Source organism: Brevibacterium permense (assembly GCF_025506275.1).
Lineage (GTDB): Bacteria > Actinomycetota > Actinomycetes > Actinomycetales > Brevibacteriaceae > Brevibacterium > Brevibacterium permense_A.
Genome location: NZ_QYCP01000090.1, coordinates 66,931 through 91,474, shown reverse-complemented (window position 1 = coordinate 91,474; position 24,544 = coordinate 66,931). Strand labels below are relative to the sequence as shown.

Below are 24,544 nucleotides of genomic sequence, written 5' to 3'. Positions count from 1 at the left end.
CGGAATGATAACGCTCAACCGCAGATCGCTCACGCCTTCATTCCACGACGAAGTTACTCAGCCCTGCAAACTTGAGAATGAACGGTGCGATCGACATCAGGACGAGCAGTGAGGAGACCGTCCACAGCCAGATCATCTTCGCCCTGTGCCCGCGGACCCGCGTCCCCATAGCGAACAGAGGGCTGAGCAAGGGCAGCCCGTAGAAGAGCGGAGTCAGCACGAAGGCGAGCGCAAGGAATCCGATGAACGTCCATTCCGCTCGCGAGAAGAAACGCTCACGTGGCTTGGTCTCAGTATTCTCCACTCGCACCACCCTAGCCGAGATCGCCCAAACTGCGTGTCCGGCCTATCCGCCGGAACGGCCCGGCCTACCCGCCGGAGTTGAAGATCGCGTCGAGGGTGATGGGTTTGACGAGGTCGACGTAGACGAGCAGCGCCGTCATGCACAGCATCAGCCCGATGCACACGTACGTCAGCGGCAGCAGCTTCGCGGTGTCGAAGGGGCCGACCAGTCCGCGGCCGCGCCACCGGTTGATGCGGCGGCGCGCACCTTCGTAGAGACCCACGGCGATGTGTCCGCCGTCGAGAGGCAGCAGCGGGATCATGTTGAACGCGAAGAGGAAGATGTTGAGCGAGCCGAGCATGCCCAGCCCCATCTGCGCCTTGTCGACGACGTCGATCTGATCGGTGGACACGATCTCGCCCGCGATGCGCCCCACGCCGACCATGCCGACGAGCCCTTCGGCGTCGCGGTCCTTCGTGCCGACGGCCACCTCGCCGATATCGACGAGTTTGACCGGCAGGGTGAGGATCGCGTGGAAGACTCCGGAAACCTGGTCCCACACGGCACCGGGGAACTCCTCGAGCGGCAGGGACTGACGTTCCTGAACGGGTCCGACGCCGAAGAATCCTTGGGTCTCGGTCTGCGGAGTTCCGTCCGGGTTGAGCACGGCTTTGCCGGTGTCGTCGACCTTCGGCCGTTCGGTGGCGATGATCGGCACCGACACCGTTTGGGCCTGACCATCGCGGATGAAGTCGACATCGACGCGTTCGCCTGCATGTTCCTTGATGACCGAGGACAGCTGGTCCCAGTCCTTCGTCTCGACGCCGGCGATCGAGGTGATCTCGTCACCCGGTTTGATCCCAGCCTCCCACGCGGGGGTGAGCTGATCGTCGGGACGGCAGGTGTTCTGCTCTGAGGCGGGACGCTGCTGGGCTTCGGAGACGGGCACCGCACATTCGACGACGGTCTGGACGGTCGTCGTCGGAGTGACCACACCGATGCCCAGCAGCGAGATCCCCATGATGAGGATGCCCAGGACGAGGTTGACGAAGGGACCGGAGAACATGACGACGAGGCGTTTGGGCACACTGAGCGCATAGAACGTCCGGTGCTCCTCCCCCGGTTCGATCTCCTGATTCGAGAACTCGCGGGCATCGGCCATCGTGTCCTCGAACGGCCGCCCCTTCCGCTTCTTCCGGTCCCCGCGCAGCGGAGCGGCATCACCGTCACCCATCCCCACGCCGAGGCGGCCCGACGTTTCGTTGTCCACCTCATCGAGTGCGGCGCCCGATTCGCCGAGGCCGCCCGACGTTTCTTCGACACCGGCGGCCGTGCCGCCCCTCTGCGCAGCGACGGCTGTCTCAAAGCGAGCCTTCGTCGCCGCCTCGGGCGGATACATACCCGGCATCGCGATGAACCCACCGAGTGGGAAGGCTTTGATGCCGTACTCGGTCTCACCGCGGCGGAACGAGAACAGGGTCGGTCCGAAGCCGACCATATAGTGTGTGACTTTCACGCCGAACTTCTTCGCCGGGGTGAGGTGGCCGAGTTCGTGCAGCGCAATCGAGATCGAGATGCCGATGAGGAACAGGATGATCCCGACGATGTAGAGCACAACGGTCATCGACGGTCCCCCTTCTGTTCGGCGACGTCAGCGCGAGCGAAGTCCCTGGCCCAGGCGTCGGCGGCCAGCACGGTCTCCACCGAGTGTTCGGCCGCCGGTTCGTGGGCGGCCAGAGCTCGGGCGAGGCCTTTGTCGATTCCGGTGAAGGCGATGTCCCCGGCGATGAAGGCGGCGACGAGTTCCTCATTGGCGGCGTTGAGCACGGCCGGGTAGCTGCGGCCCTTCTTGCCGGCGTCGATGGCCAGACCGAGCGCGGGAAAGGCGAGATGGTTGACCGGTTCGAACGACCAGTGCATGGGCTGGCCCCAATTGTGGGGAACAGCCCCCGAGGTCAGCCGCTTCGTCGTTCCATCGTCCTGGGTGCCCAGCGCATAGGAGATCGGCAGGCGCATATCCGGTGGGGAGATCTGCGCGATCGTCGAGGCATCGGCGAACTCGACCATCGAATGGATCTGCGACTGCGGATGGACGACGACTTCGATGTGGTCGAAGTCGATGTCGAAGAGCAGTTGGGCTTCGATGACTTCGAGGCCCTTGTTGACCAGGGTCGCCGAGTTGATGGTGATCATCGACCCCATCGACCAGGTGGGATGGTTGAGCGCCTGGGCGGGGGTGACCCGACGCAAAGCATCACGGGTCATGCCGCGGAAGGGGCCGCCCGACGCGGTGATGATGAGCTTGCTGACCTCCCCGTGCGTGCCGGCGCGCAGCGCCTGGGCGATGGCGGAGTGCTCACTGTCGACCGGCACCAGGCGGGCCCCGGAGGCATGAGCGGCGTCGAGGACGATGGACCCGCCGATGATGAGGGATTCTTTGTTCGCCAGGGCGACATCCGTACCGCGTTCGAGGGCGGCCAGGGTCGCGCCGAGACCGGCGGCACCGGTGATCGCGTTAAGGACCATATCGGCGGCCAAGCCCGCGACCGCCTCGGCGGCATCGTCCCCGAGATGGATGGCTTCGACGGGATCGGCGGTCCCCCGCTGCGCAGCCAACTCGGCCAGTCGCGCACGCACCTCGGCCTCGCCTCCGGCGGGTGGGGTCGTGAGCCCGATGACGGGGACGTGGAAATCGAGGGCCTGCTCGAGCAGAAGGTCGAGCTGGGACCCGGCGGCCAAGCCGATGACCGCGTGCTCGTCCCGGTGTTCGGCTAGGACATCAAGGGCCTGGGTGCCGACCGAACCGGTTGAGCCGACTACAATGAAACCACGTTTACTCACGCCAACCGATGATGCCAAAGTTCTCTGGGAAATGACTCGACACGGATTCGTGTGTCGCCTAGCGGGACATGGTCATCTGTAGTGCTTCGGGACACCGATCTTCCACCGGGTTCCGGTAAAACTGTGAATGAAGACAATCAATGGCGAAAGAGATGGATATGAGCAAGACGCTGAGCCCCGACGACATTCTTGGAATGGATTCGGTCTTCGAACCCGATGACCTCGAATTCGCATCGATCGTGAAGAAATGGCTGGACGAGAACGTCCGGGAGAAGATCGGCGACTACTTCCTCGACGCCACCATCCCCGCCCGAGAACTGGCCGAAGGACTCGGCGAGCTCGGTCTGCTGGGCATGCACCTCGATGGCTACGGCTGCGGCGGGTCGACGGCGACTCAGTACGGACTGGCCTGCCGCGAACTCGAAGCCGTCGATTCCGGTCTGCGCTCCCTCGTCTCTGTGCAGGGTTCGCTGGCGATGTTCGCCATCCACCACTGGGGATCGGAAGCACAGAAGGAAGAATGGCTGCCGAAGATGGCCGCCGGCAAGGCCATCGGCTGCTTCGGTCTGACCGAACCCGATGTCGGCTCCGACCCGTCGGGGATGAAGACGACCGCGAAGAAGAACGGATCCGATTGGATCCTCAACGGCGCGAAGATGTGGATCACGAACTCCCCGGTCTCCGACGTCATGGTCGTGTGGGCCAAGACCGAAGAGGTCGACGACAAGGGCAAGAATGTCGTCCGCGGCTTCGTCGTCCCCTCGAACACCGAGGGTGTGCAGACCCCGGAGATCCACCGCAAGATCTCGCTGCGCGCCTCGATCACCGGTGAGATCGTCCTCGACAACGTCCGGCTGCCCGAGGATGCGATGCTGCCGAAGGCCAAGGGACTCAAAGGCCCCCTGTCCTGCCTGTCCGAGGCCCGCTACGGCATCGTCTTCGGCGTCACCGGTGCTGCCCGCGACGCGCTGCTCTCCGCGCTGGAGTACACCGGCACCCGCGTGCAGTTCGATCGCCCCTTGGCGTCTTTCCAGATCACTCAGCAGAAGCTTGCGAAGGCCTTCGGCCAGTACTCGCAGATCACTCTGCTCGCCGCTCACCTGGGCAAGCTCAAGGACTCCGAGAAGGGTGTCCGTCCCGAGCAGATCAGCCTGGGCAAGATGGTCAACGTCGATACCGCGATGAATGTCTGCCGCGACCTGCGTGCTCTGTTCGGCGGGTCGGGCATCACGAGCGAGTACCCGCCGCTGCGTCACGCGGTCAACCTCGAGACCGTGCTCACCTACGAAGGCACGCACGAAGTGCACCAGCTGACTCTGGGCCGTACGATGACCGGAATCAACGCCTTCGCGAACTGAACCGCATCACCCAGGGTGGAGCAGCGCACTGACTCCACCCAATCACCGACTGGCTCAAAGTACAGGCGCACGACCCTAATGCACTGCACATGTACTTTGAACCAGTCGGTACGCAGCCGGCCGGCTGAAATCACTCGATTTCAGCCGGCCGTTGTCAGTTCCGACGACGTAGTTCGAGGACCACAGTCTGCTCACCTTCGCCGAGGTGGCTCTGCCCTTTCAGCCCATGTGCAGTTGCGAACGTGGTGGCCGCGGCCGCCTGTTCGCGCCCGAGTTCGATGAGCAAGGCACCGGCCGGAGCAAGCCAATCGAGTGAGTCCGTGATGAGTCTGCGGACGAGGTCGAGCCCGTCAGCACCGCCGAACAGCGCCATTCCGGGTTCGCAGTCGAGAGCCTCATGCGGGAGGAACTCGGCCGCTGTCTCAGGAACGTACGGTGGGACAGCGGCGATGACGGAGATTGACTGCCGCAGTCCCTCCGGCAGGCCCTGGAGGCAGTCGAGGACATGGCCGGTCACAGCGGGGCCGGACTCCTGTGCTGATTCGCCTGCGGGTGCGGATTCCCCCGCCCGGGAACAACGGCGAACATTCTCCACCGCACACCGCACGGCCTCCGCTTGAGCATCGCCGACGTGGATCTCCACCCCCGGCACAAAAGAGGCCACCACTGAGGCGACCGGGCCGACTCCGCTGAATGCTTCGAGCACAACGGGCCGGTCAGCAGCAGAGTCTGAGCATGCGGCGGTCCTGGTCCCATTTCCCTGTGCGTCCAGCATCTGTCGGGTCACCGCGACTGCGTGAGCCGCAAGCAGAGCAGTCCGCTGCCGCGGCACAAACACTCCGGGACGCACGCTCAGTCGCAGACCCGCGACATCAACCCAGCCGACGACCTGCTCGAGGGGTTCACCGGCCACGCGTCGTGCAACGAGCTCATCGAGTTTCGGCACAGAGCCAGCTGCTGACTCCTGCAGGATCGCCGCCTCGTCCTCGGCGAAGACACAGCCAGCCGCGCGCAGAGCAGATACCGTCTCAGCCAAACGCTGGTCAGCAGACCGCGGGTCCGCGGAAGCCGGAACGTCGACACCATCTTCGGTGTCGAAGCCTCCAGGCGTCCGGGGCTCAGGAGGCAGTGAGAACCTCGGAGCGGAACCAGTCGAGGCTCGTACCCGCCTCAAGATCACCGTCATCGGTGAGCAGCAGAGTGCGCTGCGGGTCGAGCGGCACTACTGCGGCGAATTCGACGCGGGAGTCGCGCATCGCCTGGTCGAGGTTCGCGGTCTCGGAGCCGATCGTCACTCCGACGCCTTCGAAGCGCGACCGGGTGACCCGCACAGAGGCACGCCCCGGCTCGACCGGTTCGTCTTCGATGGCGTGGAGAACCACTAAGTCTGAGGCAGAGTCAGACGGAGCCCCTGCTCGCAGATCCACGACGAGCCCGATCCGGGCGGCAGCCAACACACCGAGCGCCCGCGCCAACGGCGGGACATCCTCGGCGAAGGTGAGCCGGGCACCGGATTCCGGAACCACGCCCATGGCACGGAGCACTCCGGCGAGCTTCGAACTCCGGTCGAGCACCTCGGCGCGGTCGAGCTCGACGGGAACGGACAGGGCCTTAACCAGGCGGGGATCCGTGACTTCCCGGCCGTCGACGAGCGGTTTCTCCGGAGCGGGTCCGGTCAGCACGATATCTTCGGCCTTGCCCATCGCGATCGGAAAGTCGAGGAGCTCGTAAACCGGGTTGAGCGTGCCGGGATCGGTCGCAGTCGGGACCGCGAAGTAGTGGAAATCAGTCAACGGAGGCCATCACTTCGACGACGCGGTCGATGAACGCATCGACCTGGTCCTCGTTGTACGCCTTCTTGCCTTTTGCGGTCTTGAACAGCACGCGGCGGACCTGGTCGACGCTCATCGCCACGCCCTGCGTGAAGTACGAGTTGACCTTGTCGCACATGTCGTCGACCTGGGTGATGTCGTAGCCGATGACTCCGGGAGGAGGATTGTCGAAGCGTTCACCGGGCTCACGGACCAGGCGTCCTCGCAGGGACGCCGCCACACGGGTGAGCTCGGAGACCCAGGCGTCCTGACCGGACTGCGCGATCAGGCGGTCGCGGGCCTGCTTGGCGAATGCGTCCTCGAGACGGTCGAGCGCGGCGTCGACGACAGCGACGTGGTAGCCCTTGCGAACGAGGTCGAATCCGACCGTGCGCACCGCCCGGGAGTCGAGGTCGCCGGGCTGCGGCGTCGGCCGTTCGAAGGACTCACGTGCACGCTTGAAGAAGCTGTCGACCTGCTTGGGGTCGTATCCGTTCTTCCAACCGGACATTCGAGGGAAAGTCGTGTCCGCCATGTCTCCTCCAGAAGCGAGTGGCTGTGGTGTTTCCACCATAATAGATGGAAGCCGCAGCAATTGCGTTGCCGCAGTCCGCAGTTGCCGAACCGGGCGTCGATCAGTCGGCTGCGGCGAGCTGTCCGCAGGCGCCGTCGATATCGGATCCGCGGGTATCGCGGATCGTCGTCGGAATGCCCTGATCGATGAGGCGGCGGACGAATTCGTCGGCGACCTCCGGTTCCGAGGCCGTCCACACCGAGCCCGGGGTCGGGTTGAGCGGGATCGGGTTGACATGGACCCAGCCGCGTCCGCGGGCGTTGAGCTTCTTGGCCAGCAGTTCCGCACGCCACGCGTGGTCGTTCATGTCCTTGATGAGCGCGTATTCGATGCTCACCCGGCGCCCGGTCACCTGGTAGTAGTTATAGGCGGCGTCGATGGCCTCATCGGCTTTCCACCGCGTGTTGACTGGGATCATCTCATCGCGCAGTTCGTCATCGGGTGCGTGGAGGCTGAGGGCGAACGTGACGGGGATGTCTTCGGCCGCGAGTTTGTTGATGCCGGGCACGAGTCCGACCGTGGAGATCGTGATCCGCCTGGCCGACATGCCCAGTCCTTCGGGACTCGGTCCGACGAACCGGCGCACCGCGTTCATCACTCGCTTGTAGTTGGCCAGGGGTTCGCCCATGCCCATGAAGACGATGTTCGAGACCCGTTCGGGGCCATTCGCCGAGGCGGCCGCGGCCTCCCCGTCGAATCCGGCTTCTCCCGCCGCTTCGTCTTCGTCGGCTTCCCCGCCGAGCGCGGTCTCTCCCGCACCGGGCATATCCGACTTCGGAGCTTCGGCGAGTTCGCCGGCGGCGATGACCTGGTTGGCGCGGACAACCTGTTCGACGATCTCGGCCGTGGACATATTCCGGGTCAGACCCTGCTGGCCGGTGGCGCAGAACGGGCAGTTCATTCCGCAGCCGCACTGGCTGGACACGCACAGGGTGACCCTGTTGCGGTAGCGCATGAGCACGGACTCGACGAGTGCCCCATCGAAGAGGCGCCACAGGAACTTGATGGTGTCGCCGTTCTCTGTGCGCAGGCGGCGCACTTCGGTGAGTAGGTGCGGGAAGAACCGTTCCTGGATCTCTGCTCTCTTGTCCTTGGGCAGGTCCGTCATCGCCTCGGTGTCGGTGACATAGTGACTGAAGTAGTGGGTGGAGATCTGCTTGGCCCGGAAAGCAGGCAGTCCCATCTCCTTGACCGCGTCGACGCGTTCGTCCATCGTCATATCGGCCAGATGCTGAGGAGGCTGCTTGACCCGCGCGGACTTGAAGTTGAGAAGGGGACGGCCATCGCGCATCGGGGTCTTCGATGTCGTGCCGTCGGCATGTTCGACGACGGGCCTGGTCTGCCTTCTGCCTGCTTGAGAACTCACACGGCCATTGTCTCATGTTCGCTGCGCGGCTGTCGTGTGTGAGCCGCCACGTGGGGCAAGTGCGAACCGGACAGGGCCAGAGACAGCCGGGTAACCGAGTCGGCGGGACGGTCAGAGGTAGCCGGGCAGGACCGAGAAGAGAACGAGCGCGACGGGAGCGGTCGGCAGGATCGAATCGAGCCGATCCATGACTCCGCCGTGGCCGGGCAGCAGGGTGCCCATGTCCTTGAGTTCGAGGTCGCGCTTGATCATCGATTCGCTGAAGTCGCCGAGAGTGGCGAAAGCGGGGATGACGGCACCGATGACCAAACCGGTCCAGAACGGAGCATCGACGACGGTGACGGCGAGGACCGTTGCGACCACGGCGGCGAAGACGGTCGAGCCGAGGTAGCCTTCCCAGGACTTCTTCGGAGAGATCCGCGGGGCGATGGGATGCTTGCCCCACAACACGCCGAAGACGTAGCCGCCGGTGTCGGAGGCGACGACCGCGGCGAGGAAGATGATGACGTAGAAGTTACCGTCCGGCTGGGTGAGGATGTAGACGATGAAGCAGGCCATGAGGCCGACATAGGTGAGAGCGAAGAGGGAGAGCGAGACGTCCTTGACTGCGTTCTTCCGGCGCTCGACCATCGTGAAGAGCATGACTGCTCCAGCGCTGGCGGCGAAAGTCACCCAGAGTGCTTCGCGGCCCCCGATGAACGTGGCCACGACCATACAGGCTGCCGACACCATGGTGGGCACTCGGGAGACAAGGGAACCGGAACGTGACAGAGCGTTCGCCAGCTCCCACATTGCGGCGACGATGCCGACGAGGACGATGAAGAGGAACGAGATCGGCAGGAAGATCAGGGACGCGAGCACCACGCCGCCGATGAGCAGTCCCATGCCGATCGCGGCCGGCAGGTTGCGTCCTGCTCGACCATAATCCTTCGGTTCAGGTTCGGAATCGGCCGCAGCCGCCTCGGCGGTCGGATTCGACTCCGGGTCGTCAGGCGAATACGGCTTGTCCGAGTTGCGCAGGTCTCGACGTCTGGGGAAAGGGGTCTCGACCCGCGCTGCCTCGCCTGACGGATCCGGCTCCCCTCGGGGAGCCGGATCTGTTGCGGGGCTGTCGGACCCTGTCACGGCGATCATCAGACCTCGAGCAGCTCAGCTTCCTTCTGCGCAAGCAGCTTGTCGACGTTTTCGACCTTGCTCTTCGTCAGATCGTCAAGCTCGGAGATGCTGCGAGTGACCTCGTCCTCGCCGGCTTCACCGTCCTTCTTGATGCGTTCGAGCGTCTCCTTGGCGTGACGACGGATGTTGCGGATGGAGACCTTGCCGTCTTCGGCCTTGCCCTTGACGATCTTGACGTATTCCTTCCGGCGTTCCTCGGTGAGGTCCGGGAGGACGACGCGGATGACGTTGCCGTCGTTGGCTGGGTTCGCCCCGATGTCGGAGTTGCGCAGAGCGTTCTCGATATCGGTCAGCGTGCCCTTGTCGTAGGGGGTCACGAGGATCGTACGTGCCTCGGGCGTCTGGAACGAGGCGAGCTGCTGCAGCGGTGTCGGAGCGCCGTAGTAGTCGATCTCGATATCAGCGAACAGTGCGGGGTTGGCACGGCCGGTGCGGATCGACGCGAAGTCCTCCTGCGTGAATTCGACGGCCTTGTCCATCTTCTCTCTGGCTTCGGCCAGTGTCTCTTCAATCACGGTTGCCTCTTTCCCTCTTCTTAAAGCTTTGGGTTCATTCTATGGGTCATCACTGAAAAATGCCGCACTGAATCATCGCACGGGTGTTCTCACCTGCGTGGATATCAGGCGTCCGACCGTCTCGGTGGAGGCGGTCCCCCGCCGTGAGGATCCGCCTGCATTCAACGTCGGATCGCCTCGGTGGGAGTGGGTCTCAGTGGACGACCGTGCCGATCTTCTCACCGATGATGGCCTTGCGCAGGTTGCCCTCGCCTTCCATACCGAAGACGTGCATCGGCAGCTTGTTGTCCATGCACAGGCTGAAGGCGGTCGCGTCGACGACCTTGAGGCCGCGCTGCAGGGCGTCCTGGTAGCTGATCTCGGAGATCTTCTCGGCATTCGGGTCGACCTTGGGGTCGGCGGTGTAGACGCCGTCGACGCCGTTCTTGGCGATGAGGACCTCATCGGCATGCACTTCGAGTGCGCGCTGAGCGGCCACGGTGTCGGTGGAGAAGTATGGGAGTCCGGCACCGGCGCCGAAGATGACGACGCGGTTCTTCTCCATGTGCCGCATGGCACGGCGGGGAATATAGGATTCGGCGACCTGGGACATGGGGATCGCTGTCTGCACGCGGGTGTCGACTCCGGTCTGTTCGAGGAAGTCCTGCAGCGCCAGGCAGTTCATCACGGTGCCGAGCATGCCCATGTAGTCGGCACGGGTGCGGTCCATGCCGCGCTGGGAGAGTTCGGCTCCGCGGAAGAAGTTGCCGCCGCCGACGACGATGCTGACCTCGACGTCCTCGGTGGTGGGAGCGACCTCGCGGGCGACTGCGGCCACAACGTCGGGATCGACGCCGATCTTCCCGCCGCCGAAGACCTCACCGGAGAGCTTGAGCAGAACGCGGCGCCGATGGGAGCGCACCGCGCGGCTGGCGTAGCTGGATTCGTGAACAGGAGTGCTTGTCATGGAGTCCTTCTTCCGTGCGGGCAGGTCTGTGCCCGGTGGGATCGTCACTGCGATCGGGCATCTGGGTCAGTTTAGCGAAAAACGGGGCCGGACCGATTGGTCCGACCCCGCCCTTCGGGTGAGTTCTCACTCACTCGGTGAACCTGGGAAGCAGAGATCTGTCTGCTTCGCGGTCAGTGGTGAATCAGGCTCCGACGCGGTAGCGCAGGAAGCCGGTGGCCTTGACGCCGGCAGCCTCGAGCACCTTGGCCACGGACTGCTTGGGATCCTTGGCGAATCCCTGGTCGAGCAGGCAGTTCTCCTTGAAGAAGCCGTTGACGCGACCCTCGATGATCTTCGGCAGAGCCTGCTCGGGCTTGCCTTCGTTCTTCGCGGTGTCTTCGGCGATGCGACGCTCGTTCTCGACGAGGTCGGCGGGAACGTCTTCGCGGGAGAAGTACTTCGGGGCCATAGCGGCGATGTGCACGGCGACATCGTGTGCCACGGTCTCGTCGTCACCTTCGAATGCCAGCAGCACGCCGACCTGCGGGGGCAGGTCCTTGTTGGTGCGGTGCAGGTAGGAGGCGATCTTGGAGCCTTCGACACGGCCCACGCGACGCAGTTCGACCTTCTCACCCAGCGAGGCACCGGATTCGGTGATGAACTGGGAGACGGGCTTGCCGTCGGTCTCAGCGGCGAGGAGTGCCTCGGCCGAATCGGCCTTGTTGGCCACGGCCAGCTCGAGGACCTCTTCGGAGAGCTTGACGAACGGTTCGGACTTCGCAACGAAGTCGGTTTCCGAGTTGAGCTCGATCATGGTGCCGACTCCGCCTTCGACGGAGGTCGCGACCAGACCGTCGGAGGTCGAGCGGCCTTCGCGCTTGGTGGCGCCTTTGAGGCCCTTGATGCGCAGGGCTTCCATGGCCTTCGTCTGGTCGCCGTCGGACTCGTCGAGAGCCTTCTTGACGTCCATCATTCCGGCGCCGGTCTTCTCGCGCAGTGCCTTGATATCAGCGGCAGTGTAGTTTGCCATTCCTTCTCCTCAGGATGGTGGAGTTAAACGAAATCAGGACTCGGTCGACTCGGTGGAGTCGGAAGCTTCAGCGGCCGGAGCGGCTTCGGCGTTCTCGGCTTCGGCCGCAGGAGCAGCCTCTGCGGCAGGAGCGGCTTCTTCGGCCGGGGCAGCAGCCTCGGTGCCGTTCTCTTCGGTCTTGCCTTCGAGGAGCTCGCGCTCCCACTCGGGCATGGGCTCGACGGCGGAGACGTTCTTCTCACCGCTAGCGTCGTCCGAGGAGTGGCGGGCGATGAGGCCCTCGGCCACGGCGTCGGCGACCACGCGGGTCAGCAGCGAGACGGAGCGGATGGCGTCGTCGTTGCCCGGGATCGGGTAGTTGACGTCATCCGGGTCGCAGTTGGTGTCGAGGATGCCGATGACCGGGATGCCCAGCTTCTTGGCTTCGTCGACCGCGAGGTGTTCCTTCTTGGTGTCGACGATCCAGACGGCTGACGGGGTGCGCTGCATGTCGCGGATGCCGCCGAGGGTCTTCTCGAGCTTGTCCTTCTCGCGACGCAGGATGAGCAGTTCCTTCTTGGTGTGCGAGGAACCTGCAACGTCGTCGAAGTCGATCTCTTCGAGTTCCTTGAGGCGGCGCAGACGCATCGAGATGGTCTGGAAGTTCGTGAGCATACCGCCGAGCCAACGCTGGTTGACGTAGGGCTGACCCACGCGCTGAGCCTGCTCAGCGATGGATTCCTGGGCCTGCTTCTTGGTGCCGACGAAGAGGATCGAGCCGCCGTGGGCCACGGTCTCCTTGACGAATTCGAAGGCGTTGTCGATGTAGCCCAGCGACTTCTGCAGGTCGATGATGTAGATGCCGTTGCGCTCGGTGAAGATGAAGCGCTTCATCTTCGGGTTCCAACGACGGGTCTGGTGTCCAAAGTGAACGCCGCTGTCGAGCAGCTGGCGGATGGTGACGACGGCCATGCCGACGCCCTCCTTTCTGTGCACCCTCGGGGTGCTTTTACGTCACGCGCGCATCGATCGTTCTCAAGGCGAACCTTTGAGGGTCCGCATCGATTCGATCGACGGGATGCGTCGATGACATTTTCGGTTGATTCCTAGTACCCGGTTCATCCACCCCACAGGCACGCCTGACGGCTGCCTGCACCATGGGAAGGAGAAGAATTCGGATACGCGTAGTCAGAAGACACGCTTCTGCTGATCTCAGTCTATCCCGGTTGGGCAAGTCATTTCCAATCGAGATCGATCCCCCGCCGAGGCGGCCCACCGGGCCGTATCGTCGTACCGACTCGTACGTCGACGGGTGGGGACCGATGGGTGTGGGCAAGCTCCGGAGCGCAGGGTCCCGTTGGGTGTGGGGAGCCGGATCGCTGTCGATTCGTTGCACTCGACCATCGCTTCCTGTGGACGGATGCCGCACTCGAACGTCTTTGACTTGAGGATGGAGGCGGCTCATCCACAGGGGTGATACTCACGGGTGACACGACCGTGCGCTAGGGGTTTGCATGCTCCCATGACTCACTTCGCGTTCGACCGTCTCCGCCTGCTGCTCCTTCTCCGAACGAAACGCTCAAGCCTCGGCTCACCGCGGTCACTGCTCCTTGCCGTGATCATCGCAGCGGCGCTTGTGCTCACGAACACTCCCCCAACGGCGAGCGCCGCCTCCGGGGCTTCGTCGACACGGATACAGGTCAGCCTTCAGAGGAGCGCACCGACGAACTGGGTCACCCCGGTGCCGGCGATGGAGATCATCGAAGCCTTCGATCCTCCGGACAAGCCGTGGCTCAAGGGGCATCGCGGAATCGACGTGCTCGCAGTCGAAGGCGAACCGCTGCGGGCACCGACGGAAGGGACGATCCGCTTTGCCGGCACGGTGGCGGGGACTGCGACCATCAGCATCCTCACCGAGTCCGATCATGTGCTCACGTTCCAGCCGGCCGCGACGTCGTTGAAGAAGGGTGAGGGATTTGCCGCCGGCGAGAAGATCGGCACGGTGGGCAGCGGTGACCACTGCCAGCGTTCGTGCCTGCATATCGGAGCATGGCCGGCCGCGAGCGATCAGAGGTACGTCGATCCGGGCAAGTTCTTCGGCCAGGAGCAGTCGGCACTTCTGCCTCTGTCACGGAAGCCCGCGAAGGAACCTGAAGGCGGCGGAGATTCGGCCACCTCCGGTGCCGGAGCGTGGGGTGGTCACAGCAATGGGCGGATTCCCGCCTCGGCGATGTGTCAGTTGGAGTCGGCTCCCGGGCAGATGCTGCGCTGCGATGCTCAAGCGGCATTCGATCGGCTCTCGACGGCGTTCGAGGCTCGGTTCGGTGCCCCGATCTCGGTCACCGATGCTTACCGGGACTACGCCACGCAGGTGATCCTCAAGCGGCGAAAGGGGCGGATGGCGGCGACACCGGGAACGTCGAATCACGGGTGGGCGCTGGCTGTCGACCTCGGCAGCGGGATCAATTCCTTCGGCACCGCCCAGCATCAGTGGATGCGGGCGAATGCACCGAAGTTCGGGTGGATCCATCCCAGTTGGGCACGGCAGACGGGGTCCCTGCCCGAGCCCTGGCACTGGGAATTCCGGAAGTAGAACGCCCCAGTCTGGCCGACGCTTCCGCCATGACTCTGTCGGCCAAGTCCCTCTCTGTGAGTCTCAGGCCCGCGGATGTGCTCGCCGGTAGGTGTCCTGCAGACGCTGCATGGATACCTGAGTGTAGATCTGAGTGCTGCTCATCGTGGAGTGGCCGAGCAGCTCTTGGATCTGACGCAGGTCGGCACCGCGGTCGAGCATGTGTGTGGCCGCAGAGTGCCGCAGTCCGTGTGGTCCGATGTCCGGGGCGCTGGGGTCGTCGGAACCGTAGCGGTGTACGAGTTCGCGCACCTGCCTGGCGCCGATGCGTCCTCCGCGAACGCCGAGGAACAGTGCGTCGCCGCTGTGAGGACCGGTGAACAGTTCGCGGGCGGCGAGCCAGTCGTCGAGGGCTCTGCGTGCCGGGGTCCCGAACGGGACGCGACGTTCTTTGTTGCCCTTGCCGAGCACGGTGATCATCGATGCGCGGTGATCGATGTCGCTGCGGTCGAGTCCGGTCAGCTCCGAGACGCGCACTGCAGTGGCGTAGAGCATTTCCAGGATTGCGGCATCGCGGATGCGTTTGGCCGCATCGAGTGGATCGTTCTTGCCGTGCTGTGCGGAATCACCCGTCGTGGCGTCGTCTGCCGCCGGGTCGCTCTTCGAGGAGTCGTCTGCCATCAAGCCACTCGTATCCATGCCGTTGTCGGCGATTCCCCCTTTCCGTCTCCGCCCCACGCCGGTGACTCCGGTTCGGTGGTTCTCGGCGGCGGAGATGAGGTCGGCGGCCTGCTGAGGTTTGAGCACCGTGGGTAGGCGGGAGTCCTTCTTCGGAGTCCGCAGACGCGCAGCCGGGTTGTTAGGCAGTCCCAGGTTGCTCACGCCGTAGGCGAAGAAGGACCGCACTGCCGCGATCTTTCGCGCCACCGTCGATTTCGCGGCACCGGCATCGTCGAGGGCGATGAGCCAGGACCGCAGAACGTCGAGATCGACAGCAGCGATGTCGATCCGTGCGCCGGATGCCGTCGCGAGGTGCCCTTCTCCGCTCCTCTGTTGGAGCTTCGTCGAATGCACGGCGTGATCGAGGAAGTCAGTGACGTCGGAGACGTAGGCACGGGCTGTGTGTTCGGAGACGTCACGAGACCTCAGGTGGTCGGCATAGCCGGACACCACCTCGACGACGGTCGATGATGTGCTCACGTCCCCAGGATACGCGGCGCCGGAGGACGCCGCCGTTTTCCGTCGGCCATCAGGCGTCAGGTGTCGGCCGTCAGACCTCAGCTGAGGATGAACGGCAGCCGTTCGCCTATGTCGCCGAGGACCGATCTCTGTGCCGCGTCCGGTGATCGTCGTCCCGTGCCGATGAGCAGACCTTCGGCATCGGACAGTTCCGCGGGGATCGTCGCCCCGATAGCGTCCTCGAACATCGTCCGACTTCGAGCGACGCAGCCGGTCGGCGGAGTCGGCGCACCCGGCAGGTGTGCGATGAGGTCGAAGTGGTGAAGGGTCCATTCGAGGACATACGCGTTGAGGAAGTCTCCGATCGTGAGCACCATGTGCTGGGTCTCCACCCGTCGTTCGGGGTCGGCGAGCCGAGCGGCCCGGTCGGCGGCTGTGCCCACATCGTCGAGGTGGAACTTCAGCAGTTGCGGATCCCCATAGGCGGCAGCCAGTCGCGGGATGAGCGCGTCGAGGGGATCATTCCCGGTCGGCGGGGAGTCTGTGACAGTCCAGTAGGTTGCTGCGTCGTGGGTCGGTGCGCCCTCGCTCGGTGTCACGAGGGTGATGAGGACGTCCTGGGCATCGATGATGAGGTGGCACACGAGGTCCTGGACGCGCCACCCGGCACAGCCGGAGGCTCGTTCGAAGTCGCCGTCGGGCAGTTCGGCGACAGTTCTCAGCAGTGTTGTCCAGGCCTGAGAGAAATGGCCGGCGGGAGAGTCTGTGCTCACGTTCTCAGGATACGCGGCCTCCACGGCGGACTGACAGCAATCCCCAGCATCAGGGGCTCGGTCTGCGCAGCTTCACCCATCCGGTGTCGCGGCGTGCGGCCAGTCCGGCCAGGTCGAGGGCGGTGAGAGAGTTGAGCGCATCCGCGATCGTCAGCCCTGCCCGGGAGGCGATGGTGCCGACGTCGAGCGGCTTCGACACGGTCAGCGCATTCAGACAGATCTTCTCCCTCTCGTCGAGCCCTTCGCGGGGATCGAGAGACGGCGGGCGTTCTCCACTCCCCGCAGCAGAACTGAACACGGCCGTGTCGAAGAGTGCCGGGGTGTCATCGTCCATGAGCGCGATGACATCGTCGCTGCAGGTGGCGAGTTCCGCTTCGTGTTCACGCACGAGCTTGTGTGCTCCGGTCGAGGACGCCGAGTACACGGACCCGGGGAAGGCCGCGACCTGGCGGGAGAGTTCGAGGGCATGCCGAGCGGTGTTGAGCGCCCCGCTGCGCCAGCCGGCTTCGACGATCACGCTCACCTGCGACGAGGCGGCTATGAGTCGGTTGCGCAGCAGGAACCGGTGGCGCATCGGCGTCATTCCGGGTGCAGTCTCGGACACGATGGCTCCGGTGGCGAGGATCTGTTCGAACAGTTCGGCGTTCGCCGCCGGGTAGAAGCGGTCGACTCCCCCGGCCATGAATGCCACCGTCGGCGATTCCCGGGCGATGGCGGCACGGTGGGCGGCCGCGTCGATGCCGAACGCACCGCCGGATACGACGGTGATTCCACGAGCGGCAAGATCCCACGCAAGGTCAGAGGCGCATTTGGTTCCGTAGTTGCTGGCTGCTCTGGCCCCGACCACGGCAATGGAACGAGTCAGTGCGGCACTGAGAGAAGCTGCTCCTCTCACCCATAGGCCCAGCGGTGCTGCAGGGCCGAGATCGTCGAGCATTCGTGGCCACTCATCGTCATCGGGAATGACCAGTCGGCCGCCGATTCTCGCGATCTTGTCCAGATCGCTCCCGACCGCGTCGGCTTCGCCGGCTCGCACAGCCCACCGGTCGATGGCCGCTGACAGCTGACCGTGTTCGGCCGCCTCGGTGCCGGTGTCGGCCAGACCTTGGACGGCATCGAGTGCGGTGGTCTCACCGCGACCGACGGCCGTGATGATCGCCAGCGCGGCGACCGGGCCGATTCCGTCGACGAGCCGTTTGAGCAGTCCGTCGCCTGGCTCACCTATGCGCAGCAGTGAGGCGATGGCCATGCGTACGTCCTCATGTGTGTTCACGGTCATGACTCCTGTGTCCGCAGGGCGAGCGCCATTCTCATCGTGTCGGGGTCGGGACCCTGCTTTCCCGCCAGGTCGGCCAGAGTTGTTGCGACACGCAGCACCCTGTCATAGCCGCGCATGGTGATCCGGCCGGTGTCGAGTGCCCGATCGAGATCACTGAGGTCTGTCGGTGTGAGTGCGAAGTGTTCGCGCAGCCAGGTTCCGGGCGCTTCGGCGTTGAGCCTCCAGTCGCAGCCGGCGAAGCGTTCCGACTGTCGCCTCCGTGCGTCGAGTACGCGGGCGGCCACCGTGGTGCTGGTCTCCTGGTCCCCACCGAGCCGGATGTCGGCGGGAGAGACGGGGAAGAGCTCGAGCTGCAGGTCGACGCGGTCGAGCAGCGGTCCGGAGAGCCGATTGCGATAGCGGCGTTTGTCCAAAGGGGTGCACCGACAGTCCCCGCCGGCGCCGGCCATCCCGACTCCGCAGGGGCAGGGGTTTGCGGCCATGATGAGCTGGAAGGATGCCGGGAGCACCATCGATCCCCAGGCACGGTGGATGTGGAGGCGACGGGATTCCATCGGCTGTCGCAGGGCTTCGAGCACATCGCGTGAGAATTCGGGTGCCTCATCCATGAACAGCACCCCGCGGTGGGCGCGGCTGAGGACTCCGACCGTTCCGGGGCGGCGTCCGCCGATGAGCGCCGAGGCGGTGCTGCGGTGATGGGGTGCCTCGAACGGCGGGCGGTGATCGAGTCCGTCGCTGCCGTCGAGTTCTCCGCGCAGGGAACGGACGGTGGCGACTTCTACGGCTTCGTCGTCGTTCAGCGGCGGCAGGATTCCGGGCAGGCATTGGGCCAGCAGCGTCTTGCCCGCTCCGGGTGTTCCGCGCATGAGCATGTTGTGGCCACCTGCCGCGGCGACCTCGAGGCCGAAACGTCCTTCAGCCTGTCCTTGGACTTCGCTGAGGTCGTGGAGTTCTGGGTTCATGGGGTCGGGCCGATCCATTTCGAGGACCGCCGGCAGTGCGGGTACGGCCATCGATCCTCCGTAGGCATTGACCACCTCGGCCAGCGAGGCGACCGAGAGGACTCTTGCCCGTCCGATGAGTCCCGCCTCACCGGCATTGCCGATGGGGACGACGAATCGGTCGAACCCAGCTTGCAGCGCTGTGTGCAGGGACGGGAGCACCCCGGTGACGGGACGGATTCTGCCGTCGAGCCCGATCTCACCGCAGTGGATGACGCTGCCTGTGTCGTCGTTGGTGATCAACGAGAGTGCTCTGAGCACGGCGACGGCGATGCCGAGGTCGAATCCGGTGCCGATCTTCGGCACCGTTCCCGGGGTGAGGTTGATCGTCAGGTGTTCTGTGGCGACGGGCTTGCCGAGGTATGACAGGGCCGCACGAAGGCGCTTGCGTGATTCGCTCACCGAGGCATCCGGCAGTCCGACGATGTCGATTCCCGGCAGGCCGGCGCTGACGCTGGCTTCGATCGACACGATCTTCCCGGTCAATCCCCACAGGGCCACGGCGGAGGCCCGCCCGATGATGTGCGCCGAGGATGCGGGTTCGACTTCGTCGGCCTCGGCCGGCTCGACCAGCTCCGGCGGGTCGACCATCTCTGGCGGTTCGACCGGATCGCCCGGCGGTTCCTCCCGTCCCAGGGTCTCCTCACTCACGAGTCGACCTGGATGTTCGGGCAGTGGAAGTACTGGACGCGCGGTTCCATGATGATCCCGAGTGCGTCGATGCGCGTGCCCGGAAAGTATTCGTCCTGCCCGCTCAGCCAGAGCCCTGCCAATGTGCGGATGCGGGCGAGCTTGTTTCGGGTCACGGCCTCCAGCGGTGATCCGAGCATGGCCGTGCGACGCGTCTTGACCTCCACGAAGACCGCGGTGTCACCGTCGCGGGCGATGATGTCGAGCTCACCGCGAGCACACCGGAAGTTGCGTTCGAGAATGACGAGTCCAGTGTCTTCGAGGAACGCAGCGGCGAGGTCCTCTCCCCTGCTGCCGAGCGCCTGCTTACGCAGGCCCTTCACGGTCCGCGTGCTCTTCGACGCTCGATTCCGACCGGGTGTTCGTATCCGTCCCATGCCGGTCAGATGACCATGCCGACCCTGCCTCGAGGAAGAGCAGAAAAAGGGGCTGTGGACGAGGCCGACTCATCCACAGGGGTTCTACGTTCGAGTCCGTGCCTCGTCCACAGCAATCGGTGCCGAAGTGAGTGAGCCCAGGGTTCGCCGGTGGCCCCGGCGCCCCGTCTCACCCACGGATCGCCGTCGGCGGTTCGAGATCGGACTTCGCGATCTCTTCGATGTTGACGTCCTTGAACGTCAGCACGTGCACGGTCTTGATGAACCGCGCCGACCGGTAGCTGTCCCACACCCACGCGTCGCGCAGGGTGAGTTCGAAGTACACGTCGCCGGCATCGTTGTGAGCCTTGAGGTCGACGTGGTTGGCGAGGTAGAACCGGCGCTCGGTCTCGACGACATAGGCGAAGAGACCGACGACGTCCCGGTATTCCTTGTACAGCGCAAGCTCGAGTTGTGCTTCGTAGTCGTCAAGATCATCGGCGCTCATGACAGGCCCTCCTTCGCTCCTGAGTCCGCGGTCAGGCGGAAGCTTCTCCGGTGGTGGATGCTGGGTCCGAGTTCGGTGATGCCCTGCCGGTGCTTCACCGTCCCATATCCCACGTTCGATTCCCAACCATAGTGCGGATGGGCCTCGGCAAGTGCGATCATCGTCTCGTCGCGTGCAACTTTCGCCACGATGCTCGCCGCCGCGATCGCCGGAACGGAGCCGTCCCCCTTGATCACGGTGCGCACAGGCGGCAGTTCGAGGTCGGCACAGTCACCGAATATCCCCAGGCAATCGAGGGTGAGTGGGGCCGAAAGCCAATCGTGTCGACCGTCGAGGAGCACCATCGTCCGGCCCGGGAAATCCCTCACCGAGGCGGCCGTTCCATTGACATCGCCACCTCCCGAACCGTTCCTTTCGGCACCGCCCGAACCGTGTCCGCCGGAACCTGCACCCGCCCATTCGCGCAGCATCGAGATCATGGCACGACGTCCGGCGAGGTTGAGCGCCATCGTCATCCCCACCTCGTCGAGTTCGGCAGGCGTCGTCGATCCCACCGCCGCGGCGGTCGCCCACGACCGCACGCGGTCGGTGGCAACCTGCCTCGACTGCGCACTCAGCTGCTTCGAATCATGGATGCCGGCGGGCACCTCGGCGGCAGTGAGAGTGCGCAGATCGAACAGGGCGACACCGACGCTGACAGGCCCGGCCAGGGCACCACGGCCCACCTCGTCGACGCCGATGACGTAGTCGAATCCTTCGCTCAGAAGTTCCCGTTCGACGCTGAGGTCGGTCAGTCCACGTGCGGCCATCAGTTCCCGCTGAGTCCCTCGGCGGTATCCGGTACGGCCGCGAAGACCCTGTCGGGTGTGGAGACCCAGCTGAAGTGCTTGAACGGCCAGTTGATGAGGAACACGGTGCCGACGACGTCGCCTTCGGACACGAACGGGTCGGTGTCCATGTGGTATCGCGAGTCGGCGGAGTTGCTGCGGTTGTCGCCCATCACCCAGTAATGGCCTTCGGGCACGGTGACCTCGAATTCAACCTCCGAGGGGGCGGTGCCCTCATCGAGATAGGTTTCGTCGATCGGCTCGCCGTTGACCAGCAGGCGTCCTTCGGCGTCACAGCATCTGATCGTGTCGCCGCCGACGCCGATGACCCGTTTGATCAGCTGATTGCCCGAGTCCGCGGGAGCCAAGCCGATGAATTCGAGGACCGGGTTGGGCGTGTATTCGGCGGTTTCGGCGGCCGAGAGCCAATGGTCCGGGTCGTCGAAGACGATGATGTCGCCGCGGTCGGCGGGTCCGAAGCGGTGAGCCAGCTGGTTGACGAGCACCCGGTCATCGACCTGAAGAGTGGTCATCATGGATTCGGACGGGATGTAGAAAGAACGGACGACCCACGTCTTCAGGGCCGTCGAGATGAGCAGGGCGACGACGATGATCGCCAGGGTCTCCAGCAGACCGCGCGCGAACCGTTTCGAGGCGGGCGGCGGGGAAGCTTCGGATTCGCTTGTCATTCGTTCGCTTTCACATCGGACCGGGACTGCGGCTGTGGACTGAACCGAGCGTATCAGCACGACTCTCGCCGCACACTCAGCCGCAGTGCAGTTCCATGTGTACGCTCAGCCGTCCGCGCAAATGCTCAGTCGACGACGACTGCCCGCACCGAGGCGGCATTCTGTGGACGACGGTTCCCCAAACCGAGGCGGCGCTCAGTCGATAGAGGAGCCGTGCCCGATCACGGGGCCGAGGATCCGGTCGGTGGGGATGAATCCCCCACCTGGCCGTCCCAGCAGCGACCTGGAGTCGGCGGAGTCGTTGCGGTTGTCGCCCATCACCCACATGGTGCCTTCGGGGACTTCGATGGAGAATTCCACCGCCGAGGCGGGGGTCGGGGCATAGTCTTCGCTCAGAGGCTTGCCGTTGAGCAGCAGACGACCCTTCGCGTCGCAGCATTCGAGGCTGTCACCGCCGATGGCGATGACGCGTTTGACGTAGTAGACATCCCGAGGGCCGAGACCGACCCAGGAACCGATCTTCTGCAGAGGAGTGGGCAGCTCATCGTCGACGAACGATCCGCGGCCATCGAAGACGACAATGTCTCCGCGTCGGAGGTCTCCGCGCAGGGCGTCCGGGCGCCACACCGTGATCGAATCATCGACCTTGAGCGTCGGCTCCATCGAGGCACTCGGAATGGTGAAGCGCTGGATGACGAATCCGCGGATCGATCCGCCGAGGACGATGATGATGACGGCGATCGCCGCGATCGCCTTCCAGAACCGTGCCGAAGACAGAAGACGCGACCCGAAGGTCGCGTCTTCATGTCTGTTCGGCACCGTGTGATCATCTCCCACCGTGCCGGGCAAATCAGGCCTTTTCGCGGATGCGAGCAGCCTTGCCGCGCAGTTCGCGCAGGTAGTACAGCTTCGCACGACGCACGGCGCCGCGGGTGAGGACCTCGATCTTGTCGACGTTGGGCGAGTGCACCGGGAAGGTACGCTCCACACCGACGCCGAAACTGATCTTACGGACGGTGAAGGTCTCGCGAACGCCGTCGCCCTGGCGACGGATGACGATTCCCTTGAAGACCTGGATACGCGAGCGCGAACCTTCGATCACCTTGACGTGAACATTGAGGGTGTCGCCCGGACGGAATTCGGGAACGTCAGACTTCAGCGAGGCTGCATCTACAACATCGAGCTTCTGCATTGTGGTTTCTCCTGTGGCCTCTGCTTCAGGTCGAGGACACGCATATCGGACCGGTGTTCCGGTAACTGGATCGTCTGTCGGGATCTCTCCCCGTCGGCCCGCCGATTCGATGCGACGGGCCACCGTGGGCACTCATCCCCCTGAAGCAGGTGAGTGCCAACAAACGCGACGCTCTATTCTGTCACGGTTGAGCGCTCAGACTCAAACCGCTCGAGAGCCGCCAGGTCGTCTTTGCTCAGGTCATCGAGCTTCTCAAGCAGATCCGGTCTGACATCCGCGGTGCGTTCGAGACGTCGGTCACGTCGCCACCTGGCGATCGCAGCGTGGTTGCCGCTGAGCAGGATCTCGGGCACTTCGCGTCCGCGCCAGGACGCCGGCTTCGTATAGATCGGGTATTCGAGCAGTCCGTCTTCGTGGCTCTCCTCGGTCAGCGACTCGGGGTTTCCGATGACGCCGGGGATGAGGCGGCTGACCGCTTCGATCATCACCATCGAGGCGACTTCACCGCCGTTGAGGACGTAGTCGCCGATGCTCATGGGCAGCAGGTCGAAGTGCTCCCCGGCCCAATCGATGACGCGCTGGTCGATTCCTTCGTAGCGTCCGCAGGCGAAGACGAGGTGGTCGCGGGCGGCGAGATCTTCGGCGATGCGCTGGTCGAACACCTGCCCGGCGGGGCTGGGCACGATGAGCGTCGGCTTGCCTCCGGCTGCCGGACCGGCGGTCCGAGCACCATCCGCACCCTCGCCCACCGCAGCGCTGCCGCGTTCCGCGAGAATGTGCTCGAGAGCCAGCGCCCAGGGTTCGGCCTTCATGACCATTCCCGCTCCCCCGCCATAGGGCGAGTCATCGACGGTATTGTGCCGGTCGAAGGTGAAGTCCCGCAGGTCGTGGACGCCGAGGCTCAGCTGACCACGATCGACGGCCTTGCCGATGAGCGAGAGCTGCAGTCCGGCGAGATATTCGGGGAAGATCGACACGACATCGATCGACATCTGCGGTCCGCTAGCCTCGGCGGGAGTCGCACCCTGGGTCACGAAGTCCGCTCCGGTCGCCTCGGCGGGGGTGTCGCTGCCATTCATCGGGAACGGTTCGCTCATTCGGCGTCGAAGAGGCCGGCGGGCGGGGTGACGGTGACGCGTCCTGAGTCGATGTCGACATCGGGCACGATCTCAGTGACGAAGGGGATGAGCACAACGTGACCGGCGGTGTGCTTCATGTGGAGCAGATCCTGGGCGGTCCCGTTCGTGACGTCGACGATCTCGCCGACGAGGGCGTCGTTCTCATAGACCTTGAGGCCGATGAGGTCGTCGAGGTACCAGGCGTCGGTTTCGTCGTCGTCCTCATCCGCCTCGGCAAGGATGAGGGTGTTGCGGATCTCCTCGGCGCGGTTGCGGTCGGGGACCTCATCGAAGGCCAAGAGCAGGCGATCGCGGTGCCACCTCGCCGACTTCAGCGTCAGCAGTCCGATATCGGGATCCGTGGCGAAGGTCGCCCCTGGATTGAGCCGGTCCTCGGGTCGGTCGGTGCGCACCTCGACGGTGAACTCGCCCTTGATTCCGTGCGGCTTGCCCAGCCGGGCGATCACCGTGTCCATTCTGCTCCTCGAAGTCTGCTGTC

At 64.6% G+C, this 24,544-nt stretch carries 26 protein-coding genes; 2 read left to right on the top strand and 24 right to left on the bottom strand.

The genetic code is table 11. From position 1 onward, the window contains the following. Positions 1-37 precede the first annotated feature (37 nt). From D3I60_RS11920 to dxr, 3 genes are all read right to left on the bottom strand, one after another. On the bottom strand, positions 38-304 hold the full coding sequence (locus D3I60_RS11920; RefSeq protein WP_262776540.1) for a hypothetical protein: 267 nt from the start codon (positions 302-304) through the stop codon (positions 38-40). A gap of 64 nt (positions 305-368) precedes the next feature. Next, positions 369-1,907 (bottom strand): M50 family metallopeptidase, encoded by a 1,539-nt coding sequence (locus tag D3I60_RS11915; RefSeq protein ID WP_262776539.1) that lies wholly within the window; start codon positions 1,905-1,907, stop codon positions 369-371. After that, positions 1,904-3,124 (bottom strand): 1-deoxy-D-xylulose-5-phosphate reductoisomerase, encoded by a 1,221-nt coding sequence (gene dxr / locus D3I60_RS11910; RefSeq protein ID WP_262776538.1) that lies wholly within the window; start codon positions 3,122-3,124, stop codon positions 1,904-1,906. Before dxr ends, D3I60_RS11915 begins: the two co-directional genes overlap by 4 nt. Before the next feature lie 158 nt (positions 3,125-3,282). Between dxr and D3I60_RS11905 the strand changes: the two genes are divergently transcribed. Next, positions 3,283-4,482 carry an acyl-CoA dehydrogenase family protein gene (locus D3I60_RS11905; RefSeq protein ID WP_262776537.1) on the top strand — a complete coding sequence of 400 codons (1,200 nt, stop codon included), beginning with the start codon at positions 3,283-3,285 and terminating at the stop codon, positions 4,480-4,482. 154 nt (positions 4,483-4,636) lie between these two features. On the opposite strand, the gene D3I60_RS11900 is transcribed toward D3I60_RS11905, so the two are convergent. The 9 genes from D3I60_RS11900 to rpsB all read right to left on the bottom strand — a co-directional run bounded on the left by D3I60_RS11900 (position 4,637) and on the right by rpsB (position 12,833). Further along, entirely contained in the window at positions 4,637-5,518 is an 882-nt protein-coding gene (locus D3I60_RS11900) for a putative protein N(5)-glutamine methyltransferase (RefSeq protein ID WP_262776536.1), read from the bottom strand. Between the two features lie 82 nt (positions 5,519-5,600). Beyond that, positions 5,601-6,275, bottom strand: a complete 675-nt coding sequence (locus D3I60_RS11895) for a hypothetical protein (protein WP_262776535.1) — start codon at positions 6,273-6,275, stop codon at positions 5,601-5,603. After that, a complete protein-coding gene (locus D3I60_RS11890; protein WP_025777300.1) occupies positions 6,268-6,828 on the bottom strand; it encodes a DivIVA domain-containing protein in 561 nt (186 codons plus the stop codon). Before D3I60_RS11890 ends, D3I60_RS11895 begins: the two co-directional genes overlap by 8 nt. Positions 6,829-6,928: 100 nt before the next feature. Next, complete coding sequence (gene rlmN, locus D3I60_RS11885; protein WP_276584579.1) at positions 6,929-8,158, bottom strand: 23S rRNA (adenine(2503)-C(2))-methyltransferase RlmN; 1,230 nt, start codon at positions 8,156-8,158, stop codon at positions 6,929-6,931. Between the two features lie 186 nt (positions 8,159-8,344). Continuing rightward, positions 8,345-9,367 carry a phosphatidate cytidylyltransferase gene (locus D3I60_RS11880; protein ID WP_262776533.1) on the bottom strand — a complete coding sequence of 341 codons (1,023 nt, stop codon included), beginning with the start codon at positions 9,365-9,367 and terminating at the stop codon, positions 8,345-8,347. Beyond that, positions 9,367-9,924 carry a ribosome recycling factor gene (frr, locus tag D3I60_RS11875; RefSeq protein ID WP_101544639.1) on the bottom strand — a complete coding sequence of 186 codons (558 nt, stop codon included), beginning with the start codon at positions 9,922-9,924 and terminating at the stop codon, positions 9,367-9,369. The genes D3I60_RS11880 and frr overlap by 1 nt, the downstream gene beginning before the upstream one ends. A gap of 193 nt (positions 9,925-10,117) precedes the next feature. Continuing rightward, complete coding sequence (gene pyrH, locus D3I60_RS11870) at positions 10,118-10,870, bottom strand: UMP kinase (RefSeq protein ID WP_259357906.1); 753 nt, start codon at positions 10,868-10,870, stop codon at positions 10,118-10,120. A gap of 184 nt (positions 10,871-11,054) precedes the next feature. Continuing rightward, positions 11,055-11,882, bottom strand: a complete 828-nt coding sequence (gene tsf, locus D3I60_RS11865) for a translation elongation factor Ts (protein WP_101544635.1) — start codon at positions 11,880-11,882, stop codon at positions 11,055-11,057. Positions 11,883-11,915: 33 nt separating this feature from the next. Next, complete coding sequence (gene rpsB, locus D3I60_RS11860) at positions 11,916-12,833, bottom strand: 30S ribosomal protein S2 (RefSeq protein WP_262776531.1); 918 nt, start codon at positions 12,831-12,833, stop codon at positions 11,916-11,918. Positions 12,834-13,383: 550 nt separating this feature from the next. On the opposite strand from rpsB, the gene D3I60_RS11855 reads away from it, so the two are divergent. Next, entirely contained in the window at positions 13,384-14,454 is a 1,071-nt protein-coding gene (locus tag D3I60_RS11855) for a D-alanyl-D-alanine carboxypeptidase family protein (protein WP_262776529.1), read from the top strand. 63 nt (positions 14,455-14,517) lie between these two features. On the opposite strand, the gene D3I60_RS11850 is transcribed toward D3I60_RS11855, so the two are convergent. The 12 genes from D3I60_RS11850 to rimM form a co-directional block, all read right to left on the bottom strand. Then, entirely contained in the window at positions 14,518-15,633 is a 1,116-nt protein-coding gene (locus D3I60_RS11850) for a tyrosine recombinase XerC (protein ID WP_262776527.1), read from the bottom strand. A gap of 77 nt (positions 15,634-15,710) precedes the next feature. Then, complete coding sequence (locus D3I60_RS11845; RefSeq protein ID WP_262776525.1) at positions 15,711-16,385, bottom strand: maleylpyruvate isomerase N-terminal domain-containing protein; 675 nt, start codon at positions 16,383-16,385, stop codon at positions 15,711-15,713. A 49-nt stretch (positions 16,386-16,434) separates the two neighbouring features. Beyond that, on the bottom strand, positions 16,435-17,664 hold the full coding sequence (gene dprA, locus D3I60_RS11840; protein ID WP_262776523.1) for a DNA-processing protein DprA: 1,230 nt from the start codon (positions 17,662-17,664) through the stop codon (positions 16,435-16,437). Continuing rightward, complete coding sequence (locus tag D3I60_RS11835) at positions 17,661-19,316, bottom strand: YifB family Mg chelatase-like AAA ATPase (RefSeq protein ID WP_262776522.1); 1,656 nt, start codon at positions 19,314-19,316, stop codon at positions 17,661-17,663. Before D3I60_RS11835 ends, dprA begins: the two co-directional genes overlap by 4 nt. Next, complete coding sequence (locus D3I60_RS11830; protein ID WP_262776520.1) at positions 19,313-19,678, bottom strand: YraN family protein; 366 nt, start codon at positions 19,676-19,678, stop codon at positions 19,313-19,315. The genes D3I60_RS11835 and D3I60_RS11830 overlap by 4 nt, the downstream gene beginning before the upstream one ends. 223 nt (positions 19,679-19,901) lie before the next feature. Then, positions 19,902-20,219: a DUF2469 domain-containing protein gene (locus D3I60_RS11825; RefSeq protein WP_025777313.1), complete on the bottom strand. Its 318-nt coding sequence runs from the start codon at positions 20,217-20,219 to the stop codon at positions 19,902-19,904. Next, on the bottom strand, positions 20,216-21,028 hold the full coding sequence (locus D3I60_RS11820) for a ribonuclease HII (RefSeq protein ID WP_262776518.1): 813 nt from the start codon (positions 21,026-21,028) through the stop codon (positions 20,216-20,218). The genes D3I60_RS11825 and D3I60_RS11820 overlap by 4 nt, the downstream gene beginning before the upstream one ends. Further along, entirely contained in the window at positions 21,028-21,735 is a 708-nt protein-coding gene (gene lepB / locus D3I60_RS11815) for a signal peptidase I (protein ID WP_262776516.1), read from the bottom strand. The genes D3I60_RS11820 and lepB (D3I60_RS11815) overlap by 1 nt, the downstream gene beginning before the upstream one ends. Before the next feature lie 195 nt (positions 21,736-21,930). Beyond that, positions 21,931-22,554, bottom strand: coding sequence for a signal peptidase I (gene lepB, locus D3I60_RS11810; protein WP_262776515.1), 624 nt, complete (start codon positions 22,552-22,554; stop codon positions 21,931-21,933). A 31-nt stretch (positions 22,555-22,585) separates the two neighbouring features. Continuing rightward, positions 22,586-22,927 carry a 50S ribosomal protein L19 gene (rplS, locus tag D3I60_RS11805; RefSeq protein WP_025777317.1) on the bottom strand — a complete coding sequence of 114 codons (342 nt, stop codon included), beginning with the start codon at positions 22,925-22,927 and terminating at the stop codon, positions 22,586-22,588. A gap of 173 nt (positions 22,928-23,100) precedes the next feature. Continuing rightward, positions 23,101-23,919 carry a tRNA (guanosine(37)-N1)-methyltransferase TrmD gene (gene trmD / locus D3I60_RS11800; RefSeq protein ID WP_262776611.1) on the bottom strand — a complete coding sequence of 273 codons (819 nt, stop codon included), beginning with the start codon at positions 23,917-23,919 and terminating at the stop codon, positions 23,101-23,103. A gap of 101 nt (positions 23,920-24,020) precedes the next feature. Next, complete coding sequence (gene rimM / locus D3I60_RS11795) at positions 24,021-24,521, bottom strand: ribosome maturation factor RimM (protein ID WP_262776513.1); 501 nt, start codon at positions 24,519-24,521, stop codon at positions 24,021-24,023. Positions 24,522-24,544: the final 23 nt, after the last annotated feature.